Annotated in this window: 28 protein-coding genes and 1 tRNA gene; 17 read left to right on the top strand and 12 right to left on the bottom strand. The window is 63.4% G+C overall.

The window, feature by feature from the left end:
- The first annotated feature begins 96 nt into the window (after positions 1–96).
- The 3 genes from IFU00_19135 (at position 97) to IFU00_19125 (ending at position 1,903) form a co-directional block, all read left to right on the top strand.
- The gene (locus tag IFU00_19135) at positions 97–525 is read left to right on the top strand and encodes a CoA-binding protein (protein MBD8544394.1); all 429 of its coding nucleotides are present in this window, start codon (positions 97–99) and stop codon (positions 523–525) included.
- Between the two features lie 67 nt (positions 526–592).
- Positions 593–1,186 carry a glutathione peroxidase gene (locus IFU00_19130; GenBank protein ID MBD8544393.1) on the top strand — a complete coding sequence of 198 codons (594 nt, stop codon included), beginning with the start codon at positions 593–595 and terminating at the stop codon, positions 1,184–1,186.
- A 105-nt stretch (positions 1,187–1,291) separates the two neighbouring features.
- The gene (locus IFU00_19125) at positions 1,292–1,903 is read left to right on the top strand and encodes an OmpW family protein (GenBank protein MBD8544392.1); all 612 of its coding nucleotides are present in this window, start codon (positions 1,292–1,294) and stop codon (positions 1,901–1,903) included.
- Here IFU00_19125 and IFU00_19120 read toward each other — a convergent pair.
- The 5 genes from IFU00_19120 to argB all read right to left on the bottom strand — a co-directional run bounded on the left by IFU00_19120 (position 1,891) and on the right by argB (position 6,144).
- Complete coding sequence (locus tag IFU00_19120) at positions 1,891–3,717, bottom strand: chorismate-binding protein (GenBank protein ID MBD8544391.1); 1,827 nt, start codon at positions 3,715–3,717, stop codon at positions 1,891–1,893. The genes IFU00_19125 and IFU00_19120 overlap by 13 nt on opposite strands.
- Before the next feature lie 9 nt (positions 3,718–3,726).
- Positions 3,727–4,305 (bottom strand): nucleoid occlusion factor SlmA, encoded by a 579-nt coding sequence (slmA, locus tag IFU00_19115; GenBank protein ID MBD8544390.1) that lies wholly within the window; start codon positions 4,303–4,305, stop codon positions 3,727–3,729.
- Positions 4,306–4,329: 24 nt separating this feature from the next.
- On the bottom strand, positions 4,330–5,058 hold the full coding sequence (locus IFU00_19110; protein MBD8544389.1) for a pyrimidine 5'-nucleotidase: 729 nt from the start codon (positions 5,056–5,058) through the stop codon (positions 4,330–4,332).
- Between the two features lie 39 nt (positions 5,059–5,097).
- A tRNA-Thr gene (locus IFU00_19105) sits at positions 5,098–5,172 on the bottom strand.
- A gap of 42 nt (positions 5,173–5,214) precedes the next feature.
- Entirely contained in the window at positions 5,215–6,144 is a 930-nt protein-coding gene (gene argB, locus IFU00_19100; GenBank protein ID MBD8544388.1) for an acetylglutamate kinase, read from the bottom strand.
- Positions 6,145–6,314: 170 nt separating this feature from the next.
- On the opposite strand from argB, the gene IFU00_19095 reads away from it, so the two are divergent.
- On the top strand, positions 6,315–6,506 hold the full coding sequence (locus IFU00_19095) for a cysteine-rich CWC family protein (GenBank protein ID MBD8544387.1): 192 nt from the start codon (positions 6,315–6,317) through the stop codon (positions 6,504–6,506).
- A gap of 4 nt (positions 6,507–6,510) precedes the next feature.
- Here the strand turns inward: IFU00_19095 and IFU00_19090 are convergent, their stop codons facing one another.
- On the bottom strand, positions 6,511–7,620 hold the full coding sequence (locus IFU00_19090) for a PHB depolymerase family esterase (GenBank protein ID MBD8544386.1): 1,110 nt from the start codon (positions 7,618–7,620) through the stop codon (positions 6,511–6,513).
- 144 nt (positions 7,621–7,764) lie between these two features.
- Positions 7,765–8,244 (bottom strand): hypothetical protein, encoded by a 480-nt coding sequence (locus IFU00_19085; protein MBD8544385.1) that lies wholly within the window; start codon positions 8,242–8,244, stop codon positions 7,765–7,767.
- Positions 8,245–8,355: 111 nt separating this feature from the next.
- Here IFU00_19085 and IFU00_19080 point away from each other — a divergent pair, with 111 nt between their 5' ends.
- Positions 8,356–8,550 carry a DUF1289 domain-containing protein gene (locus IFU00_19080; GenBank protein MBD8544384.1) on the top strand — a complete coding sequence of 65 codons (195 nt, stop codon included), beginning with the start codon at positions 8,356–8,358 and terminating at the stop codon, positions 8,548–8,550.
- 88 nt (positions 8,551–8,638) lie between these two features.
- Positions 8,639–9,592, top strand: coding sequence for a nitronate monooxygenase (locus IFU00_19075; protein ID MBD8544383.1), 954 nt, complete (start codon positions 8,639–8,641; stop codon positions 9,590–9,592).
- 7 nt (positions 9,593–9,599) lie between these two features.
- On the opposite strand, the gene IFU00_19070 is transcribed toward IFU00_19075, so the two are convergent.
- Positions 9,600–10,196: a hypoxanthine-guanine phosphoribosyltransferase gene (locus IFU00_19070; protein MBD8544382.1), complete on the bottom strand. Its 597-nt coding sequence runs from the start codon at positions 10,194–10,196 to the stop codon at positions 9,600–9,602.
- 144 nt (positions 10,197–10,340) lie between these two features.
- Between IFU00_19070 and IFU00_19065 the strand changes: the two genes are divergently transcribed.
- From IFU00_19065 to IFU00_19030, 8 genes are all read left to right on the top strand, one after another.
- Positions 10,341–12,194: an aminopeptidase P family protein gene (locus IFU00_19065; GenBank protein MBD8544381.1), complete on the top strand. Its 1,854-nt coding sequence runs from the start codon at positions 10,341–10,343 to the stop codon at positions 12,192–12,194.
- Between the two features lies 1 nt (position 12,195).
- Positions 12,196–12,462: a hypothetical protein gene (locus IFU00_19060; GenBank protein ID MBD8544380.1), complete on the top strand. Its 267-nt coding sequence runs from the start codon at positions 12,196–12,198 to the stop codon at positions 12,460–12,462.
- A gap of 49 nt (positions 12,463–12,511) precedes the next feature.
- Positions 12,512–13,090 carry a DUF924 domain-containing protein gene (locus IFU00_19055; GenBank protein ID MBD8544379.1) on the top strand — a complete coding sequence of 193 codons (579 nt, stop codon included), beginning with the start codon at positions 12,512–12,514 and terminating at the stop codon, positions 13,088–13,090.
- Positions 13,091–13,103: 13 nt separating this feature from the next.
- Positions 13,104–13,934 carry a DUF2520 domain-containing protein gene (locus tag IFU00_19050; GenBank protein MBD8544378.1) on the top strand — a complete coding sequence of 277 codons (831 nt, stop codon included), beginning with the start codon at positions 13,104–13,106 and terminating at the stop codon, positions 13,932–13,934.
- Positions 13,935–13,979: 45 nt separating this feature from the next.
- On the top strand, positions 13,980–14,357 hold the full coding sequence (locus IFU00_19045; protein ID MBD8544377.1) for an MAPEG family protein: 378 nt from the start codon (positions 13,980–13,982) through the stop codon (positions 14,355–14,357).
- A gap of 122 nt (positions 14,358–14,479) precedes the next feature.
- Positions 14,480–14,842 carry a hypothetical protein gene (locus IFU00_19040; GenBank protein MBD8544376.1) on the top strand — a complete coding sequence of 121 codons (363 nt, stop codon included), beginning with the start codon at positions 14,480–14,482 and terminating at the stop codon, positions 14,840–14,842.
- Positions 14,843–14,898: 56 nt separating this feature from the next.
- Positions 14,899–15,495: an alpha-ketoglutarate-dependent dioxygenase AlkB gene (locus IFU00_19035; protein MBD8544375.1), complete on the top strand. Its 597-nt coding sequence runs from the start codon at positions 14,899–14,901 to the stop codon at positions 15,493–15,495.
- Positions 15,496–15,673: 178 nt separating this feature from the next.
- Positions 15,674–16,246 (top strand): porin family protein, encoded by a 573-nt coding sequence (locus IFU00_19030; protein MBD8544374.1) that lies wholly within the window; start codon positions 15,674–15,676, stop codon positions 16,244–16,246.
- A 174-nt stretch (positions 16,247–16,420) separates the two neighbouring features.
- Here IFU00_19030 and ettA read toward each other — a convergent pair whose 3' ends face one another.
- The gene (gene ettA / locus IFU00_19025) at positions 16,421–18,088 is read right to left on the bottom strand and encodes an energy-dependent translational throttle protein EttA (protein ID MBD8544373.1); all 1,668 of its coding nucleotides are present in this window, start codon (positions 18,086–18,088) and stop codon (positions 16,421–16,423) included.
- A 105-nt stretch (positions 18,089–18,193) separates the two neighbouring features.
- A complete protein-coding gene (gene rarD, locus IFU00_19020) occupies positions 18,194–19,075 on the bottom strand; it encodes an EamA family transporter RarD (protein MBD8544372.1) in 882 nt (293 codons plus the stop codon).
- A gap of 167 nt (positions 19,076–19,242) precedes the next feature.
- On the opposite strand from rarD, the gene IFU00_19015 reads away from it, so the two are divergent.
- The 3 genes from IFU00_19015 to IFU00_19005 all read left to right on the top strand — a co-directional run bounded on the left by IFU00_19015 (position 19,243) and on the right by IFU00_19005 (position 22,098).
- On the top strand, positions 19,243–21,120 hold the full coding sequence (locus IFU00_19015; protein MBD8544371.1) for a potassium transporter Kup: 1,878 nt from the start codon (positions 19,243–19,245) through the stop codon (positions 21,118–21,120).
- A 140-nt stretch (positions 21,121–21,260) separates the two neighbouring features.
- Positions 21,261–21,689, top strand: coding sequence for an FKBP-type peptidyl-prolyl cis-trans isomerase (locus IFU00_19010; protein MBD8544370.1), 429 nt, complete (start codon positions 21,261–21,263; stop codon positions 21,687–21,689).
- 205 nt (positions 21,690–21,894) lie between these two features.
- Positions 21,895–22,098, top strand: coding sequence for a hypothetical protein (locus tag IFU00_19005; protein MBD8544369.1), 204 nt, complete (start codon positions 21,895–21,897; stop codon positions 22,096–22,098).
- A gap of 15 nt (positions 22,099–22,113) precedes the next feature.
- Here the strand turns inward: IFU00_19005 and IFU00_19000 are convergent, their stop codons facing one another.
- Positions 22,114–22,581 (bottom strand): GNAT family N-acetyltransferase, encoded by a 468-nt coding sequence (locus IFU00_19000; protein MBD8544368.1) that lies wholly within the window; start codon positions 22,579–22,581, stop codon positions 22,114–22,116.
- 40 nt (positions 22,582–22,621) lie between these two features.
- Entirely contained in the window at positions 22,622–23,668 is a 1,047-nt protein-coding gene (locus IFU00_18995; GenBank protein ID MBD8544367.1) for a histone deacetylase family protein, read from the bottom strand.
- Positions 23,669–23,689: the final 21 nt, after the last annotated feature.

Here is a 23,689-nt window from a genome sequence, read left to right as displayed (position 1 = left end):
CAGTGCACATGGCAGCCGCGCACCGTCCGGCACGTACCAGGCCAGGTAAAGCAAACCTGCTAAGCTGATCGCCATCCCAACGACCTGCCTGCCACCATGCGCACCATCGCCCAGATCCTCGAAGAAAGCACCACCATCGCCATCGTCGGCCTGTCAAACAAGCCAGACCGCGCCAGCCACGGAGTGGGCGCCTACCTGCAGCAGCACGGCTACCGCATCCTGCCAGTCAATCCCCAGTACGCCGGCGAGACGATCCTTGGCGAAGCCGTGTTCGCTACGCTGCAGGACGCTGCCGCCTCGCTCGCAGACAGCGGCCAGCGCATCGACATCGTCGATTGCTTTCGCAAGTCGGAAGACATCGGCCCGATCGCGCGCGATGCGATCGCCGTGGGGGCAGGGTGCCTGTGGATGCAGCTCGAGATCGAAAACCAGATTGCCGCCGATATGGCGCGCGCCGCCGGTCTGGATGTGGTGATGAACCACTGCATCAAGATCGAGCACCGCAGCCTTCACGCAAGTGCCTGAAAAGCGGCGCGTGGCGTCGCTGCCCGCGCTACAATCGCTGCTACTTCCACCTCGTCAATACCACGCCATGATCAAGACCATTGCCCTGCTGCTCGCCGCCACCGCTGCCGCCAGCGTCATCCCGCCCGCAAGCGCGCAGGCAGCGCCTGCTGCACCAGCGCCGGCATTGAGCAAAACGCCGGCTGCCTGCCCGGCAGTGCTCAAGCACAGCTTCAAGCGCCTGCAGGATGAAGCGCCGCAAGACCTCTGCCAGTACAGCGGCAAGGTGGTCCTGGTGGTCAACACGGCCAGCTACTGCGGCTTTACCAAGCAGTACGAAGGCCTGGAAAAGATCTACGCGAAGTATGGCAGCCGCGGCCTGGTGATCCTGGGTTTCCCGTCGAACGACTTCGGCCAGCAGGAACCGGGCAACGCGAAAGAGATCGCGGACCTCTGCTACAACACTTACGGCGTGAAGTTCCCGATGTTCGCCAAGACGTCGGTCAAGGGACCCGACGCCAACCCGCTGCACGCGCAGCTGATCAAGGCGACCGGCAAGGAACCGAAGTGGAACTTCACCAAGTACCTGATCGGTCGTGACGGCAAGGTGCTCGAATACTTCCCGAGCAAGGTCACGCCGGAAGACCCGCAATTGGTCGGTATGATCGAAAAAGCGCTGTAACCTTACTGACAGCATGGTCATTTTGATGTGGATCAACGTTTTTTTGGGTCCACATCAATAAGCTTACCTTCGTCGACAGTGACATGACAACGAAAGGTAAGAACAATGAAAACGATGTTGAAATCCGTAGTAGTGGCCCTGATTGCCGTGGCGTCCGCGCAGGCGTTGGCACAGGAATCGCCATGGCTGGTGCGTGCACGCGCCATCCAGATGGAGCCAGATAACAAATCGAGCCCGGTTGGCGGTGTGGGCGCGGCAGACACGATCAAGGTCAGCAACAAGACCATCCCCGAGCTGGACATCAGCTACTTCTTCACGCCAAACTTCGCCGCAGAACTGATCCTGACCTATCCGCAGAAGCACAACGTCACGCTGGCCGGCACAAAGATCGGCAGCTTCAAGCACCTGCCGCCGACCTTGAGCGCGCAATACCACTTCGCACCGGGCGCCACCTTCAATCCGTACCTGGGCGTGGGCGTGAACTATACGCGTATCTCGAGCGTCAAGCTGCTCAATGGCGCGGCTGATCTGGAGAACGACAGCGTCGGGCTGGCGCTGCAGGCTGGCGTTGATTTCCGCCTGGACGAGCACTGGTCGCTTAACGCCGATATCAAGCGCGTCAATATCCGCAGCGACGTCATCGTCGGTGGCGCCAACATCAGCCATCTGAAAGTCGATCCGATGCTGTTTGCCCTGGGTGTCGGTTACCGCTTCTGAAGAAGCACGGCGCGCAGCGGCCCACGCAGCGCGTTGCAGACGACGATGTCGTCGGCCGCTTCGAGCATCGCGCGCGTGATCACGCCTTCGCGCGCATGCCATGCGGGCGCTGCCAGCAGCACGCCCCGCATGACGCCCGGCAGCACGCCACAGGCCAACGGCGGCGTGATCCACGCGTCACCCATGCGCACGAACACATTGCTGCGCCCACCTTCCGTCAATTCACCGCGCTCGTTGAAGAACAGCGCATCGAACGCGCCGCGCGCTTCGGCCGCCTGCCAGGCCGCGTCGTAGCGGTCGCGCCGGCTCGTCTTGTGACGCAGGAAGATGTCGCCACTGGCCGTCGGTTCGTCGGCCAGCAGCACCAGCACCGGCTCCTGCATGGGCGCCAGCACGCCCGATGTGATGGTCAGCGCGCCGGCCGCATCGATGGCCAGGCGCATGCGGTACGTGCTGTCGATCGGCAGCGCCAGGCAGGCGGCGTCCAGGGCGGCGTGCGCGGCGCCGGGGTCAAACGGGACACCGAAATAGGTACATGAAGCGCGCAAGCGTGCGAGGTGTTGTTCGACGTGGCCGCAGCCCTGCTCGCGTGAGGCGCGCAGCGTTTCGAAGATCGTGACATCGTTGGCCAGCCCGGTCAAAAAGCCTGCTTTCAACTGGCACTCCGCGAATTCGTCATGCGCTTCGCTGTCGTGGACGATGCCGGCGCCGACACCCAGTTCGCCGCGCCTTATGTCGTTCTCTGGCGCCGCCAGTGCCAAAGTACGGATCGGCACCGACAGACAAAAGTCGCCGAACGCGCGGCCTTGTGGCGCCGGATCGAACCAGCCGATCGTGCCGGTGTAGACGCCGCGTGCATCGGGCTCGAGATCGTGGATGATTTCCATCGCGCGGCGCTTGGGCGCGCCCGTGATCGAGCCGCACGGGTACAGGGCGTCAAAGATATCCACCAGCGCCGCATCGGCTTTCAGGCGTGCCTGCACCGTGGACGTCATCTGCAGCACGGCGCCGTAACGCTGCACGTCAAACAGCACGGGCGTCTGCACGCTGCCCGTGACGGCCACGCGGCCCAGATCATTGCGCAGCAGGTCGACGATCATCAGGTTTTCGGCGCGGTTCTTGGTGTCCTGCGCCAGGTCGCGCGCACGCGCGGCATCGATGGTGGCGTCACCGCTGGCGCGCGCCGTGCCCTTCATTGGCCGCGCCTGCAGCACGCCATCGGCGTGGCGCACGAACAGCTCGGGCGAGAACGACAGCAGCGCGCGGCCATCCGGCAGCGCCACCAGCGCGCCATACGGCACCGGCTGACGCGCACGCAGGCGGGCATACAGCGCGACGAGCGGGCCGAAGGCGTCGAAGCGCAAGCGATACGTGTAGTTGACCTGGTAGGTGTCGCCCGCCTCAATGAGCGCGCGGATGCGGGTGATGGCCTCGACAAACAGCGCCTCGTCGACATTGGCCCTGATGCCGGCCACGCCGGCAATCTGGTCCGGGCCTGCGCTGCGCGTGGCGAGCCACGATGCGACCTGCTCGCCCGTCAAATGGTCGCACCGCGAAAACAGCAGCACCTGCGCCAGCGGTCCATCCACGGCGCGCGCCGGCAGGTTCTGCAGGTGCGCGCCAAGTTCGTAGGTCAGCAGCGGCACCGCATACAAACCCTGCTGCAGCGCAGTTTGCAGGGCCGCCAGCAGCGGCGCCCAGCCGCTGGCATCATCACAGGTCAGCGTGCCGGCATGGCCGCTGTAGAGCCGCGAACGGGCTTCGTGCGTGGCGCGCGCATCGTCGAGCAGTGCAAAGACTTCACCAGTATCCATCCCGGGATTTTACGCTGCCAGCAGCAACGACAGGTGCAGCGCCGTGCCTTCCACGGGATTGACCTTGAAGCCGGTCTTGGCAAAGCGGTGCCAGCGGCCGGTGACGTAATTCATCAACAGGCTCGCGCGGCCGGCGACATCGGCTTCCTGGCCATGGCCCTGCGTGACGGCCACGCGCAACGCCCCCTTGAACGCCAGCTCGACCTTGTCGTGAAACGCGTTCATGCGGTGCTGCAGGCGCTCGTCTTCGTTCACCAGCGCGTCGCCGATCAGCACGCGCGTCATGCCCGGATTGTTCGCTGCAAAACCCAGCAACATCTGCACGATTGCGCGCGTCTGATCCAGGCCGCCTTCTTCGTGTTCAGTAATCTGATTGATGACGCCAAACACCGAGGTCTCGATGAACTCGATCAACCCCTCGTACATTTGCGCCTTGCTGGCAAAGTGGCGGTACAACGCTGCTTCAGAGACGCCCAGGCGCGCGGCCAGGGCGGCGGTGGTGATTTTCTCGCCCTTGGGCTGCTCGAGCATCGCGGCCAGGGCCTGAAGGATTTGCAGCTTGCGCTGGCCGGGCTTCGTGCTTGCCATGGGATCCCTAGGAGTGTTGATCGATTAACGCAGCCTCGACAGCCGCGCAGGAAGTTGCCGCACGGATTTTACTTTGACATTGACGTAACCGGGGCATTTCAATGTCCTCGGCAGGGGGGCGGTGCCAATCGGATCGGCCATGCGCAGGTATTGCGTGACCCAGACGGTACGCAGGCCCAGCTGGCGCGCGGTGCGCAGATTGGCCAGCGTGTCTTCGACCAGGATGCAGCGCTGCGCGGCCACGCCATGCTTGCGCAAGAGGCGGCGCAGCATCAGCTTGGACGGCTTGGGCCGCAACTGGCGGTGCACGTGCATGTGCTCGATCGCCACATGGTGCGAGAAATGGTTGTGCAGCTTCAGGCGGCGCACGATCTCGGTCGAGTACGAGTTGGGCGCATTGGTCAGCAGGATCTTGCGGCCCGGCAGGCGGCGCAGCAGGCGGCCCAGGCCGCGCTCGAAGCGCAGCAGGTCGGCCAGCGGCCCGATATCGTGCGTCTCGCGCAGGAAGTCGGTCGGGCACACCTGGTGATGGCGCATCATGCCGAGCAGGGTCGCGCCGTAGCGCTTCCAGTACCCGACGCGCGCGGCATTGATCATCGCTTGCGTGGCAGTTTCGCCATTCTGGCTGAGCACGCGCGCGATATAGGTGTTCATGTTGGCGCTGATCGCCGGAAAAATCGCATGCGATGCGTCGTGCAGGGTGTTGTCGAGGTCAAATAACCAGACAGGTGCGCGGGGTAGGGAAGTGGCCACGGTACGAGGCGTTGGTAAAGCAGAGGGGAGGTGAAGCGATGGTGCCCTTTACGTGGATTGAACACGTGGCCTCTCCCTTACCAAGGGAGTGCTCTACCACTGAGCTAAAAGGGCGGTACTGGTTTTTCTGTGGCGATTGTTTCCGCCACAAAAAATTTAATGAGACCGGATCATAGTGCCAAAAGCCTGTTCGGTCAAGACTTCGAGCAGCAATGAGTGTTCGATGCGGCCGTCGATGATGTGCACGGTGTTCACACCCGATTTGGCAGCGTCGAGGGCCGATGAAATCTTGGGCAGCATGCCGCCCGAGATCGTGCCGTCAGCGAACATCTCGTCGATCTCGCGCGCCGACAGGTCGGTGACGAGGTTGCCCGATTTATCTTGCACACCAGCGATGTTGGTCATCATGATCAGCTTTTCGGCCTTCAGGATTTCGGCGATCTTGCCGGCGACGACGTCGGCATTAATGTTGTAGGCCTGGCCGTCCTGGCCGAAGCCGATCGGCGAAATGATCGGGATGAACGCGTCGTCCTGCAGCGCCTTGACGACGGCCGGGTTGATGGCGTCGATCTCGCCAACAAAGCCGATGTCGAGGAACTCGCCCGGTTTTTCCTTGTCGGGCATGGCCATGCGGCGCGCGCGGATCAGGCCACCATCCTTGCCGGTCAGGCCCACGGCCTGGCCACCGTAGTGGTTGATCAGCATGACGATGTCTTGCTGGACTTCGCCGCCCAGCACCCACTCCACCACTTCCATGGTTTCTTCGTCAGTGATGCGCATGCCCTGCACGAACGTGCCTTGCTTGCCGATTTTCTTCAGCGCGTTGTCGATCTGCGGGCCGCCGCCGTGCACCACGACCGGGTTCATGCCCACCAGCTTGAGCAGAATGACGTCGCGCGCGAAGCCGTGCTTCAGGCGCTCGTCGGTCATGGCGTTGCCACCGTATTTGATGACGATGGTCTTGCCGTGGAAATTACGGATGTACGGAAGCGCTTCGGCCAGGATCTGCGCCTTGATCGCCGGGGAGACGCCCGCGAGGTCGTTAGGTTGGTCGTCGGTGGTCAGGCTGGTCACTTGAGCGTTCATGGAGAGTCCGAAATAATTGTCGCGAGATTTTACAGCCAAATGCCATAAAAACAGCGTAAACCTTGTGGGGAGTGGGCGGTGTTATGTTGTATTTTATAGCAGCACCCACCACTCTACTCCTGCCATGCCATTCCCGCCGTTCGCCATCCATCTTCAAGGCTGTTCAGACCATGAATAGTTGCACGCGCTGCGGCGCTTCGTTCAGCTGCGCGATGGCCGATGGCGACAGCGCGCCGTGCTGGTGCACGGCATTGCCGCCGGCGGTGGCGGTGCCGCAGGAAGCGGCTGGCTGCTGGTGTCCGGCATGTCTGCGCGCCCACATTGCCGCGCAAAGCCAGCCCCCATCTGCCACGCCGCCCTGACGCCTCAGCGCTGGGTACGGAAAAAGCGCATCATTTCGCGGCTGGCGTCAGGCCCCTTGCCGTCGGTGTAGCTGCCGTTTACCTGCCCGCCCGACCACGCATGGCCCGCGCCATGCACCAGCCAGTGCTCGGCCTGCACGGTGCCATCGGTGGCCGGATACAGCGTGCGCGTATAGGCATGGCCGTCCGGCACATTGCCCGGTTCGGTCGTGCCCGGCTGTGGCAAATGGCGTGCGCCTTGCGCCACCACTTCTTCGCCATTGGCCGGGTGCACTGTCGTATCGCGGTCGCCATGGAACACGATGACCGGCAGGGGCTGGTTCTCGAGCTGACTGCGCCGGAAGTCGCCCTTCATCGCCGCCAGGGCCGACGACAAATCGTTGGCCGATGCAAATGGCAAGCCGGAATGCACGCCGACGGCGGCGTACAGGTCGGGATACAGCGTGCCCATGATGGTGGCCATCGCGCCGCCGGCGGACAGGCCTGCCACATACACCTGGCTCGCATCGACGCTGTAGGTGTCCATGATCGTCTGCGTCATGCCTGCAATCAGCGACGGCTCGCCTTCATCGCGGCGCTGATCGACGGCGTTGAACCAGTTCCAGCAGCGCGACGGGTTGGCGCTTTTACTTTGCGCCGGGTACAGCACCAGGCAGCCGACCTCTTCGGCCAGCACGTTCATCCCGGTGCCAGCGGCGAAGTCGTCCGGGTCCTGCGTGCAGCCGTGCAGCATCACCACCAGCGGCGCGGGGCCGTCCGTGTAGCTCGCTGGGACGTAGAGCTTGTAGTCACGCGTGCCGGCGGCATTGGTGTGACTGCCGGCGATGAAGGTGCCGGTCAGCGGCGCGCTGGCCGTTGCTGCGGGCGCGGCAGCAGGCGTGGCGGAGGGCGCAGGCGTGACGGCGGGCGCAGGGGCCGGCGCGGATTCCGGCGCAGATTCCGTCGGCGTCACCGTCATCGTGAAGTCACGCATCTGTTGTCGGGCGACCCGGTGCAACGCGTTGACGTTGCTCATCGCTTGCCGTACTGCTGCGCCAGGGGTCACCGGACCCGAGCGCCAGAGCGTTCGGGTAGCGCTGCGCATTTGCGCCAGCATGAGTCGGTTGAGTTTCATGGCATTCCTTTTTTGTGCAGTGCACCAATTTCAGGCCATGAGCTTACACGAACCTTGCCAGCGTTGCCGAACGGCCCTTATATATGCTGCTGCGTTAGATACGGAACATTGATCTATGTGATCACATCAAGCGCCAACGCATGCTCAACCGCAGGTTTCCACGTACTCCACGGCCGGTTTAAGGCCCGCGCGCATGCGCTGCAGCTTGCCTTTGCTCGCTTCGAAGATCAGCGCCTTGTCCTTGCCCTGCGCGAGCGTTAGGTACTGGCCGTTCTCGTCGTATTTGTGTGGCCCGACCTGCAACGCCGGGCGATGGCGCTGTGCCTCCTTCACCGACATGCGCGCCGTAATCCCGGCGCTGTTGCGCACGATCCGGCTGGCATCCGCGCGCGTGATCACGCCATTTTCAACCATGAAGCGGACATCGGGATACCGTTTGAAGGCCACCATCGAGCAGGCCGGGTCGGCCGGGCGGGGCGAGGCGCGCTGGCCCAACTGGCGCTCGACGGCGCCCAGCTGCTGGCCAAACCCGATCTTGCCGTAACCATCGGGAGAGAGCGTTTGGCCAGAGGCGGCCGTGGACAGGCCGAACAGGCCAGCCAGGAGAACATCGTGCAATTTCATGGGCACCTCGTGCAAAGTGGCGTTGCCCCAGTATAGTAAAAGACGGGCAACGCGCGGCGCTGGACTGCCAGCCGCGCGATAATGCCACTTTATTTTCCACCACTGCGAACGATGGCTCCCGAACTGCAAATCCCCGTACCGTCGCCCTGTATCAATATCTGCCAGATGGTCCCCGAGACGGGCCTGTGCCAGGGTTGCCTGCGCACCATCGATGAAATCGTCGCCTGGGGCACGGCCACGGACGAGACCAAACGCGCGATCTGGGCCGAGATCCGGCGCCGCGAGGGCGAGATCGACTGGCAATAACGGTCGTTTAGAGGCAGGAATCTAGCACGGTCGTACTTTTTTCAGGGCTATAATCAGGCCCATCTTCCATCCACCACCGAGAGCTTCCATGACGATGCCCGCCGCGCTGCAAGACCTGTCCCTTCCTGTCATCGCTTCGCCGATGTTCATTGCCAGCGGACCCGCGCTGGTGGCAGCCCAGTGCAAGGCCGGCATCGTGGGCTCGTTCCCGGCATTGAATGCCCGGCCGGCCGAGATGCTCGACGCCTGGCTGACCGACCTGCAGCGTGAACTGGCCGACTACGCAGCGGCCAATCCGGGCAAGAAGGTCGGCCCGATCGCCGTCAACCAGATCGTCCACCAGTCGAACGACCGCCTGGCGCATGACGTCGAAGTCTGCGTCAAGCACCAGATACCGATCATCATTTCGTCGCTGCGCGCGCCGCCGCGCGAGATGATGGACGCCGTGCATTCATACGGTGGCATCGTGCTGCACGATATCGTCTCGATCCGCCACGCCGAAAAAGCGCTGGAAGCGGGCGTCGATGGCCTGATCCTGGTGGCCGCTGGCGCCGGCGGCCATGCGGGCGCGCTGTCGCCATTCGCGCTGGTGGGCGAAATCCGCAAGATGTTCAAGGGACCGATCGCGCTGTCCGGCTCGATTGCCACCGGCGACGCGATCCTGGCCGCGCAGGCGATGGGCGCCGACTTTGCCTACATCGGTTCGCGCTGGCTGGCGACGAAGGAATCGAACGTCAGCGACGACTACCGCAATGCGATCGTCGAATCGACGGCAGCCGACGTGGTCTACACGAACCTGTTTACGGGCGTGCACGGCAACTACCTGAAAAAATCGATCGTCGCGGCCGGGCTGGACCCGGACAACCTGCCCGAATCGGACAAGAGCAAGATGAGCTTTGGTTCGGGCAGCGCCAAGGCCTGGCGCGACATCTGGGGCGCGGGGCAGGGCGTTGGCCTGATGGATGACGTGCCGACGGTGGCCGACATGGTCGCACGGCTCACGGCCGAATACATGGCGGCGCGCGCCCGCCTGGCGCTTTAAAAAACGCTCAGGCTGCTGGCGCGTCGGGCTGCTTCAAATCCTCGGGCCGGATCGTCCACAGGCCCGGCAGGTTGCGCCAGTAGCCATACACGTCCATTCCGAAGCCGACGACGAACTTGTTCGGCAGGCTCAAACCGACCAGGTCGGCCGTGATCGGCTTGGCGCGGCCCAGGTCCTTGTCGGCAAACACCACGACCATCACTTCGGCCGCGCCCATGTCAAGCAGGCGCTGCTTGACGTGGGCCAGCGTCTCGCCTTCGTCGAGGATGTCATCGACCAGCAGGATCGTGCGACCCGCCACGTTCTGGCGCGGGATCACTTTCCACACCAGTTCGCCGCCACGATCATCGTCGCCGTAGCGGCTGACGTGGATGTAGTCGAAGTCGAGCGGGAAGGCCAGTTGCGGCAGCAGCGTGCCGGTGAACACGACCGCGCCGCCCATCACGCCCAGCACGAGCGGGAACTCGGTGGCGCCCGGCGCGGCAAAGCGCGCATTGAGCTGGTCGGCGACGCTGGTGACAGCGGCCTGGACTTCAGTCGGCGTGACGATCTGCGTGGCGTTCGCCAACAGCGCGCGGGCGCGCTCATGATGAAAATCGAGCATGGGTCTCTATGTCTGGTGGATGCCGCGCCATTATGCGTGATCCCCGGGCTGGAGGGTGTTCCGGTTGGGGCGCCCCGCGTATGTCGGCGGCGCCAAATGGGGCGTATCATACGCAGCTTGGAAAACAAATCGACGCCTCCGCCCATGTCCGACGCCACCGAACAAGCCCGCACTTCCACTGACTCTTCCGCCGACTCGCATGCCCTTCGCGCCGACCGGCTCGCGCAACTGCGCGCAGCCATGGCGCGCCACGGTATCGACGCCGTCATCGTGCCGTCGAGCGACCCGCACCTGTCGGAATACCTGCCCGGTCACTGGAAGGGCCGCGAATGGCTGTCCGGCTTCACGGGCTCGGTCGGCACCTTCATCGCCACCGCGAAATTTGCCGGCGTCTGGACCGATGGCCGCTACTTCACGCAGGCTGAAACCGAACTGGCCGGCACCGAGATCGCGCTGATGAAGATCCCGGGCGCGGCCAGCCAGCTGCACGTCGATTGGCTCGCCGCCAACCTTGCCGCCGGCCAGACTGCCGCCGTCGATGCGCGCGTGCTGGGCCTGGCCGGTGCACGCCTGCTGGCTGACGCGCTGCAGGCCAAAGGCGTCGTGCTGCGCACCGATCTCGATCTGCTGGACGATGTCTGGCGTGAGCGCCCGGCGCTGCCGGCCGACGCTGTATTCGAACACCTGCCACCGTTTGCCACCGCCACCCGCGCCGACAAGCTGCAGGCCACGCGCGCCGCGATGGAAGCGCATGGCGCTGGTTTTCACTTCGTCTCGACGCTCGACGACATCGCCTACCTGTTCAACCTGCGCGGCGCCGACGTCAGCTTCAATCCCGTGTTCCTGGCCCATGCGCTGATCGGCCGTGGCGACGCCACGCTGTTCGTTGGCGACGGCAAGGTGCCGGCTGACGTACGTGCGCGTCTGGAAGCCGACGACGTGCACCTGGCGCCGTACGAGAACGCCGTGCATGCGCTCGAAGCGCTGCCCGAAGGTGCAACGCTGCTGCTCGATCCGCGCCGCGTCACGGCCGGCATGCGCGCGAGCGTGGCCAGCGGCGTGAACGTGGTCGAGGCGATCAACCCGACCACATTTGCCAAGTCGCGCAAGCTCGATAGCGAAGCCGTCAACGTGCGCGCCGCGATGGAGCAGGATGGCGCCGCGCTGTGCGAATTCTTCGCCGCGCTCGAGCCGCTGCTGGCGGACGCAGACCGCAGTGCAATCAACGAAGTCGACATCGACACGCGCATCACCGCTGCCCGCGCGCGCCGCCCGAACTTCGTCAGCGCGAGTTTCTCGACCATCGCGGGCTTCAACAGCAATGGCGCGATCATGCATTACCGCGCTGAAGCCGCCACCTGCGCCACCATCGAAGGCGACGGCCTGCTGCTGATCGACTCGGGCGGCCAGTACCTGGGCGGCACCACCGACATCACGCGCGTGATCCCGGTCGGCACGCCGAGCGCCGATCAACGGCGCGACTACACGCTGGTGCTGAAAGGCCTGATCGCGCTGTCGGGCGCCCACTTCCCGCGCGGCACCCGCGCGCCAATGCTCGACGCGATTGCACGCGCTCCGATCTGGGCCGCCGGCATCGACTACGGTCACGGCACCGGCCATGGCGTCGGCTACTTCCTGAATGTGCACGAAGGCCCGCAGACGATCTCGCCGGCCGTGCCGCCGGACCCGCATACCGCGATGGAGCCGGGCATGATCACGTCGATCGAGCCGGGCATTTATCGCCCGGGGCGCTGGGGCATCCGCATCGAAAACCTGGTACTCAATGTCGCCGCGAACAAGACCGAATTCGGCGAATACCTGGCCTTCGAGACGCTCACCTTGTGCCCGATCGACACCCGCTGCCTCGATCGTTCGCTGCTGCGGCCCGATGAAATCGTCTGGCTCAACGACTACCACGCCACCGTGCGTGCGCGCCTGACGCCCCACGTTGAAGGCGCCGCGTTCGAGTGGCTCATGCTGCGCACGGAGGCAATCTGACATGGCAAGTTCCCGTTCCACGCGCGCCAGCAGCGCGGTCGACCGTCTCAAGCAGCGCACCGGTAATCCGCTGTACTCGATGGCGCGCACCGGCGATGGCCACTTCTACCTGTCCGAAGCGCCCGGCAGCCCGCCGCTGTGCGCACCGATGGAGCTCGACGATTTCGTCACCTTCGTCAAGGGCCTGGGGCCGCAAGAGCAGCCGCGCATGAGCAAGAACGACATCGCGTTCGAAAAGCAGCTGGTGCGCAAGAAGCCGCCCGCCTGAGCGCGGCGTACCGGCCTGCTTCACCTCACAATATCAACGGAATTCATCCATGGACGCACAAGAAGTTCTCGATTTCTGGTTCCTGCCAGCTTCCCATCCTGACCATGGCAAGGCGCGCGCCGAGTGGTACCGCAAGGACCCCGCGTTCGACGCCATCATCCGCGAACGCTTCGGCACGACGATCACGCACGCGATTGCGGGCGGCCTGCGCGAGTGGGACGAGCAGGGCGCGCGCGGCGTACTGGCGCGCATCCTGGTGCTCGACCAGTTCACGCGCAACGTCCATCGCGGCGCGCCGGAATCGTTCGCCGGCGATGTGCTGGCATTGAGTGCGGCGCGCCAGATGGTCGACGCCGGTGAGCACATGGCGCTTGCACCCATCGAGCGCCAGTTCGTCTACATGCCGTTCGAGCATGCCGAGGACGCCGGCATGCAGCAGCTCGCGGTCGACCAGTTCACCGCGCTGGCCGCCGACCACGAGGGCTTCGACGAAGCGCTTGACTATGCGCACCGCCACCGCGGTGTGATCGCGCGCTTCGGCCGCTTCCCGCACCGTAATCCGATCCTCGGCCGCGCCTCGACACCCGAAGAACTCGACTACCTGAGCCAGCCTGGCGCCGGCTTCTGACGTGCTATCGACGCTGACCCCGACGCTCAACCTGGTCGGCGCAGGCCACGTCGGTCGCGTGCTGGGGCGCCTGTTCGCCACCAGCGGCGCGTTCGCGCTGCAGGATGTGCTGACCCGTTCGTCCGCAAGCGCGCAGGCGGCGGTGGCGTTCATGGGCGCCGGCCATGCCTGCGCCGATGGCGCGCAGCTACGCCCGGCGCACGCCTGGCTGCTGGCGGTGAGCGACGATCAGATCGAGCCGGTCGCCGCGCAACTGGCGCAGACGCACGACCTGACTGGCACCGTGGTGTTTCACTGCAGCGGCGCGAAAGCATCGACTGCGCTGCAGGCGGTCCGTGCAGGTGGTGCGCTGGTGGCCAGCGTGCATCCGATCCGCAGTTTCGCCGACCCGGAGCAGGTGGCGCGTGAATTCGCGGGCACCTTCTGCGGCGTCGAGGGTGATGCGGCGGCGCTGGCGCTGCTTGACCCCGCATTCGAGACCATCGGCGCGCGCCTCGTGCCGATCGATGGCGCGGCCAAGACGGTTTATCACGCGGCCGCCGTGTTCGCGTCGAACTACCTGACCACGGTGCTCGACGCAGCGCTGCGCGCCTATCAGGCCGCCGGGATTCCCGAAGCGGTGGCGCGCGAACTGGCGCAACCGCTGGCCACCGAGACGCTGGCCAATGTGTTTCGCCTTGGTCCGGCCGCAGCGCTCAGCGGCCCCATCGCGCGGGGCGACCTGGCCACCGTCGCGCGGCAAGAGCAGGCATTGCTGGACTGGGACGAGGCCACGGGCCGCCTGTACGGCGCGCTGGTGCCGCCCACGACCGACCTGGCGCGGCGCAAGCACGGTGGCAACTGAGCCACGACGACCTTCTTTCACTCACGCCAATCACAAGGGACCACGATGTTCTTCACTGCCTGGGCCACGCTGGCCGTTCTTGGTGTCTATTTCTGGACCTGGGGCAATGCTGCACGCGCCCGCATCCAGTTCAAGGTACCGGCCCCATCAATGGACGGCCCTGAAGGCTTTTTGCGCGCTCATCGCGTCCAGATGAATACGCTGGAAATGCTGCCACTGGTGCTCGTGCCCCTGTGGCTGTGCGCCATGTTCCTGGGTGACGTGTGGGCGGCTGCCGGGGGCGTGTTGTGGTGCGTGGGCCGGATTCTGTATGCGCTGGGTTACTACCGCGATCCGGCCAAGCGTGAAATCGGCTTCATCGTGAGCATGCTCGCCAGCGCCGCGTTGATTGGCGCCACAGTTTTCGGCCTGGTCATGCGGTAAACCGGATAAAGCGAAAACTTCGGTCGACAAAGTTCCTGTATGGAAATATGCTGGCAGACTGATTAACTGAAAAGCGATCTGCGAACTATCTCGTGGGTCACTAGCGCGCCAGGAGCACCGTGATGCTGTTTTTGAAAAGTACGACCGCCACCAAGGCGCCTGGGATTTACGAAGTGGATGTCGCGGCCAAGCCCCCGGGCAAGACCTTCGGCGTGTTCCTGGCCACCGATCCGGACAATCCGCCACACACCGTGCTTGCCGGCCTGGCAGAGTTGGGTTTTCAGAGCGTTCATCAGCAAAACTATATCCACCGCGACAAGGGCAAGGTGCTGGAGCTGCATTTCCAGAAAGATGGCACCGACCTGTTCAAGGGCTGGAAAACGGACGAGTGCAGCGCCAATCTGACGGCGCTCGACGCTTTGTTCGGTAATGTTGGCATCAAGATCGAGCCACGCGTCATGAGCCTGGCAGAAGCTTACGCATAAGCCATGCGAGAATGACGCCATGGTGGTCTTCACCATGCCTGGCGTGATGATTGTCGATGGATTTATTTGCACCGCAAGCGGGCCTGCTCCCGCTGCCGCTCGAAGATGGTGAACTGGGCTGGATGGCCCAGCTGCCACTACCCTGGTCCAATGCCGAAGTTTTCGCACGCCTGTTGGCCGAAACCGACTGGCGCGAAGAAACCGTCGTTGTCTACGGCAAGCAGCACCTGCAACCCCGGTTGAGTGCCTGGTATGGCGACAAAGCCTACGCCTATTCCGGCCTGCGCCTGCAGGCGACGCCGTTCACACCATTGCTCACGGTCCTGCGCGACGCGATAGAAGCCGCGACCGGGCATACCTTCAACAGCGTCCTGCTGAACTACTACCGTAACGAGCGCGACAGCATGGGTATGCATAGCGACGATGAGCCCGAATTGGGGCCGCGACCTGCGATCGCATCACTCAGTTTTGGCGCGGAACGTACATTTGTTTTGAAACACAAACACAACAAACAGACAGTTCGGATACCGTTGACCGATGGCAGTCTGCTGCTGATGGCAGGCGACACGCAACAATATTGGTTGCATGGGATCAATAAGATGACAAAATCATTACAAGCTAGAATCAATCTAACTTTCAGGAACATCGTCTAAATACTAAGTAATATCGCTTAAAGGATGGCAAATATTACTTACTATTGGGTCATTTAGTTACACTTTCTTACAGTTCTTACGGAATCGCGACGGACTTGATCTTTCGACAGTGTTATCTTGACCCTATCGCGATTCATTGTGAATCACGAACTAGATGAACAAAAAGAGGAATTTAGAGATGAAAAAGCTGATCGTTGCCCTGCTCGCCACCACCGCCGCTGTGTCGGCTGTTCAGGCCCAAGAATTCACCCCGCGCGCCTACGTCGGCGCCGGTGCAGTCGCTACCGACTATGAGTCGCGCGTTCCAGGCGCAAGCCGCGCTGACATCGACACCATCAAGGCGTCGGCCAAGCTGTTTGGTGGCTACGAGTTCACCCCGAACTGGGCAGTGGAAGTCGGTCACACCGACTACCGCAGCGCTGACATCTACTACAGCCTGGGCGCAATCAACGCCAGTGGCCAAGTCGATGGCCGTTCGACCTACGTCGCAGCAAAGTTCAGCTCGCCGCTGACCGAAAAGCTGGTTGGTTACGCCAAGCTGGGCGTGTCGCATGACGTGAACGAACTGTCGGCAATCAACTCGTCGCTGAGCCGTCGCGACAGCGACAACAACGCCTACGGCGCCCTGGGTGTTCAGTACAACATCAACCAGGACGTGGCTGTGATCGCTGAATACGAGCGTTTCGGCGGCACCCGTGACTTCGGCGTGCGTCCAAACGCACTGACCATCGGCGCGAAATACTCGTTCTAAGCAGAACGTAGTTTGAAAAAAAAGGCCCTTCGGGGCCTTTTTTCATGGGTGCTACCATTGCGTAGGTTGGATGGCTGCGCCGTCCACGCGTTCGAATGCACGTGATCTGGTGGCGGATCAAGGATCGTTGAACGCGTGGACGGGAAACCCGTCCACCCTACGTGCGACCGACGATCAGGTCGTGAGCGGCTTGTAGCGAATCCGCTTCGGCTTGGCGCCTTCTTCACCCAGACGCTTCTTCTTGTCGGCTTCGTATTCCTGATAGTTACCGTCAAAGAAGGTCACTTGGGAATCGCCTTCAAAGGCCAGGATGTGGGTCGCGATGCGATCCAGGAACCAGCGATCGTGGGAAATGACCATCACGCTACCAGCGAACTCGAGCAGGGCGTCTTCCAGCGCGCGCAGGGTTTCGACGTCCAGATCGTTTGACGGTTCATCGAGCAGCAGCACGTTGCCGCCTTGCAGCAGCGTCTTTGCCAGGTGCAGGCGACCACGCTCACCACCGGACAGGTTGCCAACGATCTTTTGCTGGTCCGAGCCCTTGAAGTTGAAGCGGCCCAGGTAGGCGCGCGACGGCATTTCGAAACGGCCGACGCTGAGCATGTCGGCGCCGCCCGAGACGTCCTCGAACACGCTCTTGGCATTCGCCAGTTCGTCGCGGTGCTGGTCGACGATCGACACGCGCGCGGTCTGGCCGATCTTGACCTCGCCGCTGTCCGGCTGCTCTTTGCCCGTGATCATCTTGAACAGCGTCGACTTACCGGCGCCGTTCGGGCCGATGATGCCGACGATCGCGCCTGGCGGCACGGTGAACGACAGGTTGTCGATCAGGAGGCGGTCGCCAAAGGCTTTCGAGACGTTCTTGAATTCGATGACTTCATTGCCCAGGCGCTCGGCCACGGGAATGAAGATCTCCTGCGTCTCGTTGCGCTGCTGGTATTCGTACTCGGACAGTTCGTTGAAGCGCGCGAGGCGGGCTTTCGACTTGGCCTGGCGTGCCTTTGGATTCTGGCGCGACCATTCGAGTTCTTTCGCCAGGGCTTTCTGACGGGCCGATTCGGTCGATTCTTCCTGCTTCAGGCGTGCCTGCTTCTGGTCCAGCCACGACGAGTAATTGCCCTTCCATGGAATGCCGCTGCCGCGGTCCAGTTCCAGGATCCATTCGGCGGCATTGTCGAGGAAGTAGCGATCGTGGGTGATGCCGACCACGGTGCCCGGGAAGCGCAGCAGGAATTGCTCGAGCCACTCGACCGATTCCGCATCCAGGTGGTTGGTCGGTTCATCGAGCAGCAGCATGTCGGGCTTGGAGAGCAACAGCTTGCACAGCGCCACGCGGCGCTTTTCACCGCCCGACAGCACGCCGATCTTGGCATCCCACGGCGGCAGGCGCAGCGCGTCGGCGGCCATTTCCAGCTGCAGGTTCAGGTTGCCGCCATCGGACGACGAGATGATCGCTTCCAGGCGTTCCTGCTCCTTGGCCAGCGCGTCGAAATCGGCGTCCTCTTCGGCGTATGCTGCATAGACCGCTTCGAGCTTGGCTTGCGCTTCGAACGCTTCGCCCAGGCCCGACTCGACCTCTTGGCGCACGGTTTTTTCGGGGTCGAGCTGCGGTTCCTGCGGCAGATAGCCGATGTTCAGGCCCGGCATCGGGCGGGCTTCGCCCTGGATGTCGGTGTCGATGCCGGCCATGATTTTCAGCAGGGTCGATTTGCCCGAGCCGTTCAGGCCCAGCACGCCGATTTTGGCGCCCGGGAAGAAGGACAGGGAAATGTCCTTCAGAATCTGGCGTTTCGGTGGGACGATTTTGCCCACGCGGTTCATGGTATAGACGTAATTGGCCATGCTTGTACTCTGGTGTTGTTCGAGGTGCACAGGATACGACAGAACCCGCAGCCAACACAGGATTTCTTGGCGAATCTGCCCCGCATGGGCCCCAGATACGCCCCTTCAAGCCTTGGCGGCAGCGGGCTGCCGGCGCAGCAATCCTTCTCCGGCGAACAGCGCCAGCGCGCTCCAGATCAGCACGAAGCCGACGAGGCGATCGGCCGAGAATGCTTCTTTGAACAACCACACGCCGAGCAGAAATTGCAGCGTCGGCGACAGGTATTGCAACAGGCCCAGGATCGACAGCGGGATCTTGCGCGCGCCGGTGGCAAACAGCAGCAGCGGGATCGCGGTGAGCGGGCCGGCCATGATCAACAGCCAGCGCGTGGTGTCCGATGCCGTATTGATGAACACGTTCTGGCCGTGCACCGTCAGCCAGATCACGTAGCCGGCCGCCAGTGGAAACAGCACGATGGTTTCGAACGACAATCCCTCGAGCGGACCGAGCGCAGCCGTCTTGCGCAGCAAGCCATAGCCGCCGAACGACAGCGCCAGGAACAGCGCGATCCACGGTACCGTGCCGGCCTGCCAGGTCAGCCAGGCCACGCCCAGCGCGGCCACGCCGATGGCAGCCCACTGCAGCGGGCGCATGCGTTCCTTCAGGATCAGATAACCCAGCACGATATTGACCAGGGGATTGATGAAATAGCCGAGGCTGGCCTCGATCACATGGTGGTTCATCACCGACCAGATATACACGAGCCAATTGGCGCTGAGCAGTAGGGCGGACAGCACGAAACTGAAGAACACGCGCGGCTGGCGCACGACCTGCAGCCACTTCCAGTCGCGCCGCAGCAACAGCAGGATCAGGAGAAAAGCGAGTGACCACAGCATGCGGTGCGCCAGGATCTGCAGCGGCGGCACCTCGCCCAGGGCATGGAAATAAATGGGGAACAGGCCCCAGCAGAAGAAGGCCAGGGCCGCGTAAATAATGCCGGAACGCATGGAGAGGAGGGGCGAGGTTGCAGGGCCGACATTATCACTGAATACCTGGCACGCTGCTGGCGTGCCACCAGTTTTACACAGGTGTATGATGCACAACCGAATCTTCTTGCAATTCCAACCACTTCATTTTTTGGTGCGCCGCACCAATACTACAGCGATGGTGACTCTTGACCTCAGATAACAAGAAAAGCAGCCTGGCAGCCCTGACCCTGGCAGCTGTCGGGATCGTCTATGGCGACATTGGCACGAGCCCTCTGTACACGCTGCGCGCGGTGTTCGACGAAGACCACGGCCTGCCGCTCAATACGCCGAATATCCTCGGCATCATCTCGCTGATTTTCTGGGCCCTGACGCTGATTGTCTCGCTCAAGTACGTGATCCTGGTGCTGCGCGCGCACAATCGCGGCGAGGGCGGCATCATGGCCCTGATGGCGCTGGCCACCAGTTCGATACCGCGTACGTCCAAATGGAGCTTCCCGCTGCTGGCCATCGGCGTCATCGGCGCCACGATGTTCTATGGCGACAGCGTGATTACGCCAGCGATCTCGGTGCTGGGCGCCATCGAAGGGATCGAGGTTGCGGCGCCCGGCATGTCGCAATACGTCGTGCCGCTGGCGGTGGTGGTGCTGGTGGCCCTGTACAGCGTGCAGCGCCATGGCACAGCCGGCATCGGCCGCTTCTTCGGTCCCGTGATGGCGGTCTGGTTCCTGGTGCTGGCCGCAATGGGCATCGTCAATATCATCGAAGCACCGGTGATCCTGAATGCCCTCAATCCGTGGCATGCACTGCGCTTCATGCTGGAAAATAAAATGCTGGCATTTATCGCGCTGGGCGCGGTGGTGCTGGCCATCACTGGCGCCGAGGCGCTGTACGCCGACATGGGCCACTTCGGCGCCAAGCCGATCCGCTGGGCCTGGTTCCTGATCGCGTATCCGGCGCTGACCCTGAACTACCTGGGCCAGGGCGGCCTGTTGATCATGCAGCCGGCTGCAGTGGAAAACCCGTTCTATTACCAGCTCGGCGCGTGGAGCGTGATTCCACTGGTGATCCTGTCGACGATGGCCGCCGTGATCGCCTCGCAGGCAACGATCTCGGGCACCTATTCGATGACCAAGCAAGCCATTGCGCTGGGCCTGTTGCCGCGCATGCGCATCATGCACACGTCCGAAAGCGAGATCGGCCAGATCTATATCCCGGCCGTCAACTGGCTGCAACTGGTGGTAGTGCTGATCGCCGTGATCGGCTTCGGCTCATCCGACGAGCTGGCCGGCGCCTACGGCATTGCGGTGACCGCCACGATGATGGCCACGACGATCCTGACGTTCTTCGTCACGCGTTACCGCTGGCACTTGCCGCTGTGGATGTGCTTGCTGGCGACCGGCTTCTTCCTGACGATCGACATCATGCTGTTTGCCGCCACCACGACGAAACTGTTCCACGGCGGCTGGTTCCCGCTGCTGATGGGCGCCGTGCTGCTGACCCTGATGCTGACCTGGAAACGGGGCCGCGAACTGGTGTTCTCGAACCTGCAAAAGCACGCGATTCCACTGGAAGCGTTCATGGAGTCGCTGTTCGTGGCGCCACCGACGCGCGTGCCCGGCACGGCCATCTTCCTGCGTGGCGAAAGCGATGGCGTGCCGCACGCGATGCTGCACAACCTGTCGCACAACAAGGTGCTGCACGAGCGCGTCGTGTTCCTCACCGTGCACATGCGCGAAGAGCCGTGGGTGCCGGCGGACGAACAGATCGTCATCAATGATCTGGGCCACAACTGCTACCAGCTCAATATCCATTACGGCTTCAAGGATGAGGCCGATATTCCGGACATCCTGCAGCGCAGCGCCGCACTGGGCCTGGAATTCGAAATGATGGAAACGTCGTTCTTCATCGCGCGCCAGACCGTGATCTCGGCGCCGGGCGGCGGCATGGCGCCATGGCGCGAGCACCTGTACGTGGCGATGTCGCGCAACGCCCGCAGCGCGGCCGACTACTATCAGATCCGGACCAACCGCGTGATCGAGCTGGGCACGCAGATCGAAATTTGATACGCGGAAATTTGCTTAACTACAATTTTTAGACAAAGTCGGGACAGTTTCATGTGGCTGATTCGATAAGGTAAGAGGTTTCGTGATACCCGGTTCTTCGTACCTACTTCGTGTAATTTTTCAGTCAAGGATGTCCCATGATGAAGCTCCCCCTGATCGCCGCCTTTGCCGCCATGCTCGCCCTGAGCGCCTGCGGCGGTGGCAGCGATGATTCGCCCGCCCAGCCAGCCGTGAGCAGCCCTGCTGCCCTGACCAAGACCGACAACGTCGTTGGCACCGGCGCCGAAGCCGTCGCCGGCAAGCGCGCCACCGTTGCCTATACGCTGTGGTTGTACAGCGCGACGGCGAGCGACTTCAAGGGCACGCGCCAGGAAGCCAGCGAATTTGCGTTCACCGTGGGCAGCCGCGATACCATCACCGGCTTCGACCAGGGCGTGACGGGCATGAAGGTCGGCGGCAAGCGTACGCTCCTGATCCCGGCGGCACTGGCCTACGGCGCGGCCGGCCGCGGACCGATCCCGTCGAATGCGGGCCTGGTGTTTGAAGTGACCCTGAACAAGGTCGAGTAAGCCCATACGGGTGCTCGCCGCCATGGCCAGAGCCGCGTGCTCTGGCTTTTTTTTTCGCCGCAACGTTGGTGGTTTGTCGACTGGCCAAGCCGCAGTCGTCGTGTGTGTGGCGTGCAGGCCAGAGGCGGTGCGCACGGATGATCCGGCGCACGGGTCGGCGTTGACCCATCGGCGATGCTCGGGACTTTATTGCTGCGAGACCGCCATGCCCCACTTCCTGCCGATCTTCGGTGCGGTATTGTTTTTTATCCTCGGCCCATCAAGGGCTGCGGCACCGACGCCGGGCGTGGTCGATCCCGAGTGTGTCGTTGCCACCGCCAACCCGGTTGCGGAGCATGAACCACCCGCCTGGCTGCTGCTGGCCGGCGCGGTCATCCTGCTCGGCGCCGGCCGGGTGGCTGCATCCTGACACGTATAAAAGCGCTTAACGCAGCATGTCGATATGCATGATGCCGTCTTCGTCGTACGGCGCCGACACCGTCTGGAAGCCGAAGCTCGCATAGAAGCGCTCCAGGTATTGCTGGGCGCCGATGCGGATGCGGTGGCCGGGGTGCAGCGCTTCGGCATGCGCGATGCCCTGGCCGAGCAGCGCGCGGCCGGCGCCGCTGCCACGCGCGGCCGGCGTGGTGATGACGCGGCCAATCGACATCTCGTCGTACTTCGCGCCCGGCGCCAGCACGCGCAGGTAGGCGGCCAGCTGGCGCTTGCCGTCCACGTCGTGCCAGCCGAGCAGGTGATGCGCCTCGAGGTCATAACCGTCGATATCCGGGTACAGGCACGTCTGCTCCAGAATGAAGACGTTCTGGCGCGCGGCCAGCACGTCATACAGGTCGAACGGGGTCAGGTCGGCGAAGCGGGAGAAGTGCCAGTCGATGGTGCTGGGGGAGGTCATGGGCAGATACAGGTGAATGAAAAAATGGGGCGGGAGCGCGCTATTCGGCCGCGGTCTCGAAGCCTTCGAGCACGTTGACGGTATGGATGCCCAGCTCCGGGCTGATGGCGCCGCCTTCGAAAATGAACACGGTCGGCAACCCCAGGTGCGCAATGCGCTCGCCGATGCGCAGGAAGTCGCCGCCCTGCAGATAAAAGCGCGGGTCGTTGCCATGGGCGAAGGTGTTGACGCCCAGCGAGACCACGAGCGCCTGCGGACGTGTCATCGCGATCTTCACGCACGCCGTTTCGAGCGCCGCGAACCAGGTGGCGCTGCTGCTGCCCGGTGCGAGCGGCAGGTTCATCGTGTGGCCGAGCCCTGCGCCGCTGCCGGTTTCGTCGGCGTGGCCCAGGTAGAACGGGTACGCGACGCGCGGATCGGCGTGGATCGAAATGAACAGCACGTCGCTGCGGCCATAGAAGATGCTCTGGGTGCCGTTGCCGTGGTGGTAATCGAGGTCGAGGATGGCGATGCGCTCGCGCCCGTCGTCCAGCAGATGCTGGGCTGCCAGCGCCGCGTTATTCAGAAAGCACGAACCGCCGAAGAAATCGCTGCCCGCGTGGTGACCGGGCGGGCGCGTCAGCGCAAAAGTGCCGCGCTCGCCGCGCTGCAAGGCGTGGGCGGCATTGACGGCGCAGTCGGCGCCCGTCTTGGCCGCGATCCAGGTGCCGGCGGTGAGCGGCGTGCTGCAATCCATCGAGTACAGGCCCAGGCGGGCGCAGAAGTTCTCGGGTTCGATGTCGCTGCGCAGCGTGCGCACGGGCCACACGGCCGGAAAGGCATCCTTGCCGGCGTTGGCCGGATCGAGTGCCAGCCACTCGCTCCAGGCCGTGCGCAGGAAGTGCAGGTAGCGCGGGCTGTGCACGCGCTCGAGCGTCATCAGGGGCACGCCGTGCGGCGTGACGATGGCGCCCAGGCCGCGCCGCTCGCACTCTTTCAACACCATCGCCACACGCTCGGGTTTTTCGGAACACGGCGCCAGCTCGCCGCGCCCGATTGCGGCGCGGCCCTCATGCTGGGCATGGTGTTCGTTATAAAACGTGAGCAAGTGGTCCTCGTGCGTTGGTGC

Source organism: Oxalobacteraceae sp. CFBP 8761 (genome assembly GCA_014841595.1).
Taxonomy (GTDB): Bacteria; Pseudomonadota; Gammaproteobacteria; order Burkholderiales; family Burkholderiaceae_D; genus Telluria.
Note: the sequence above shows the minus strand (reverse complement) of the source record. Positions and strands in the feature narration are given on the sequence as shown.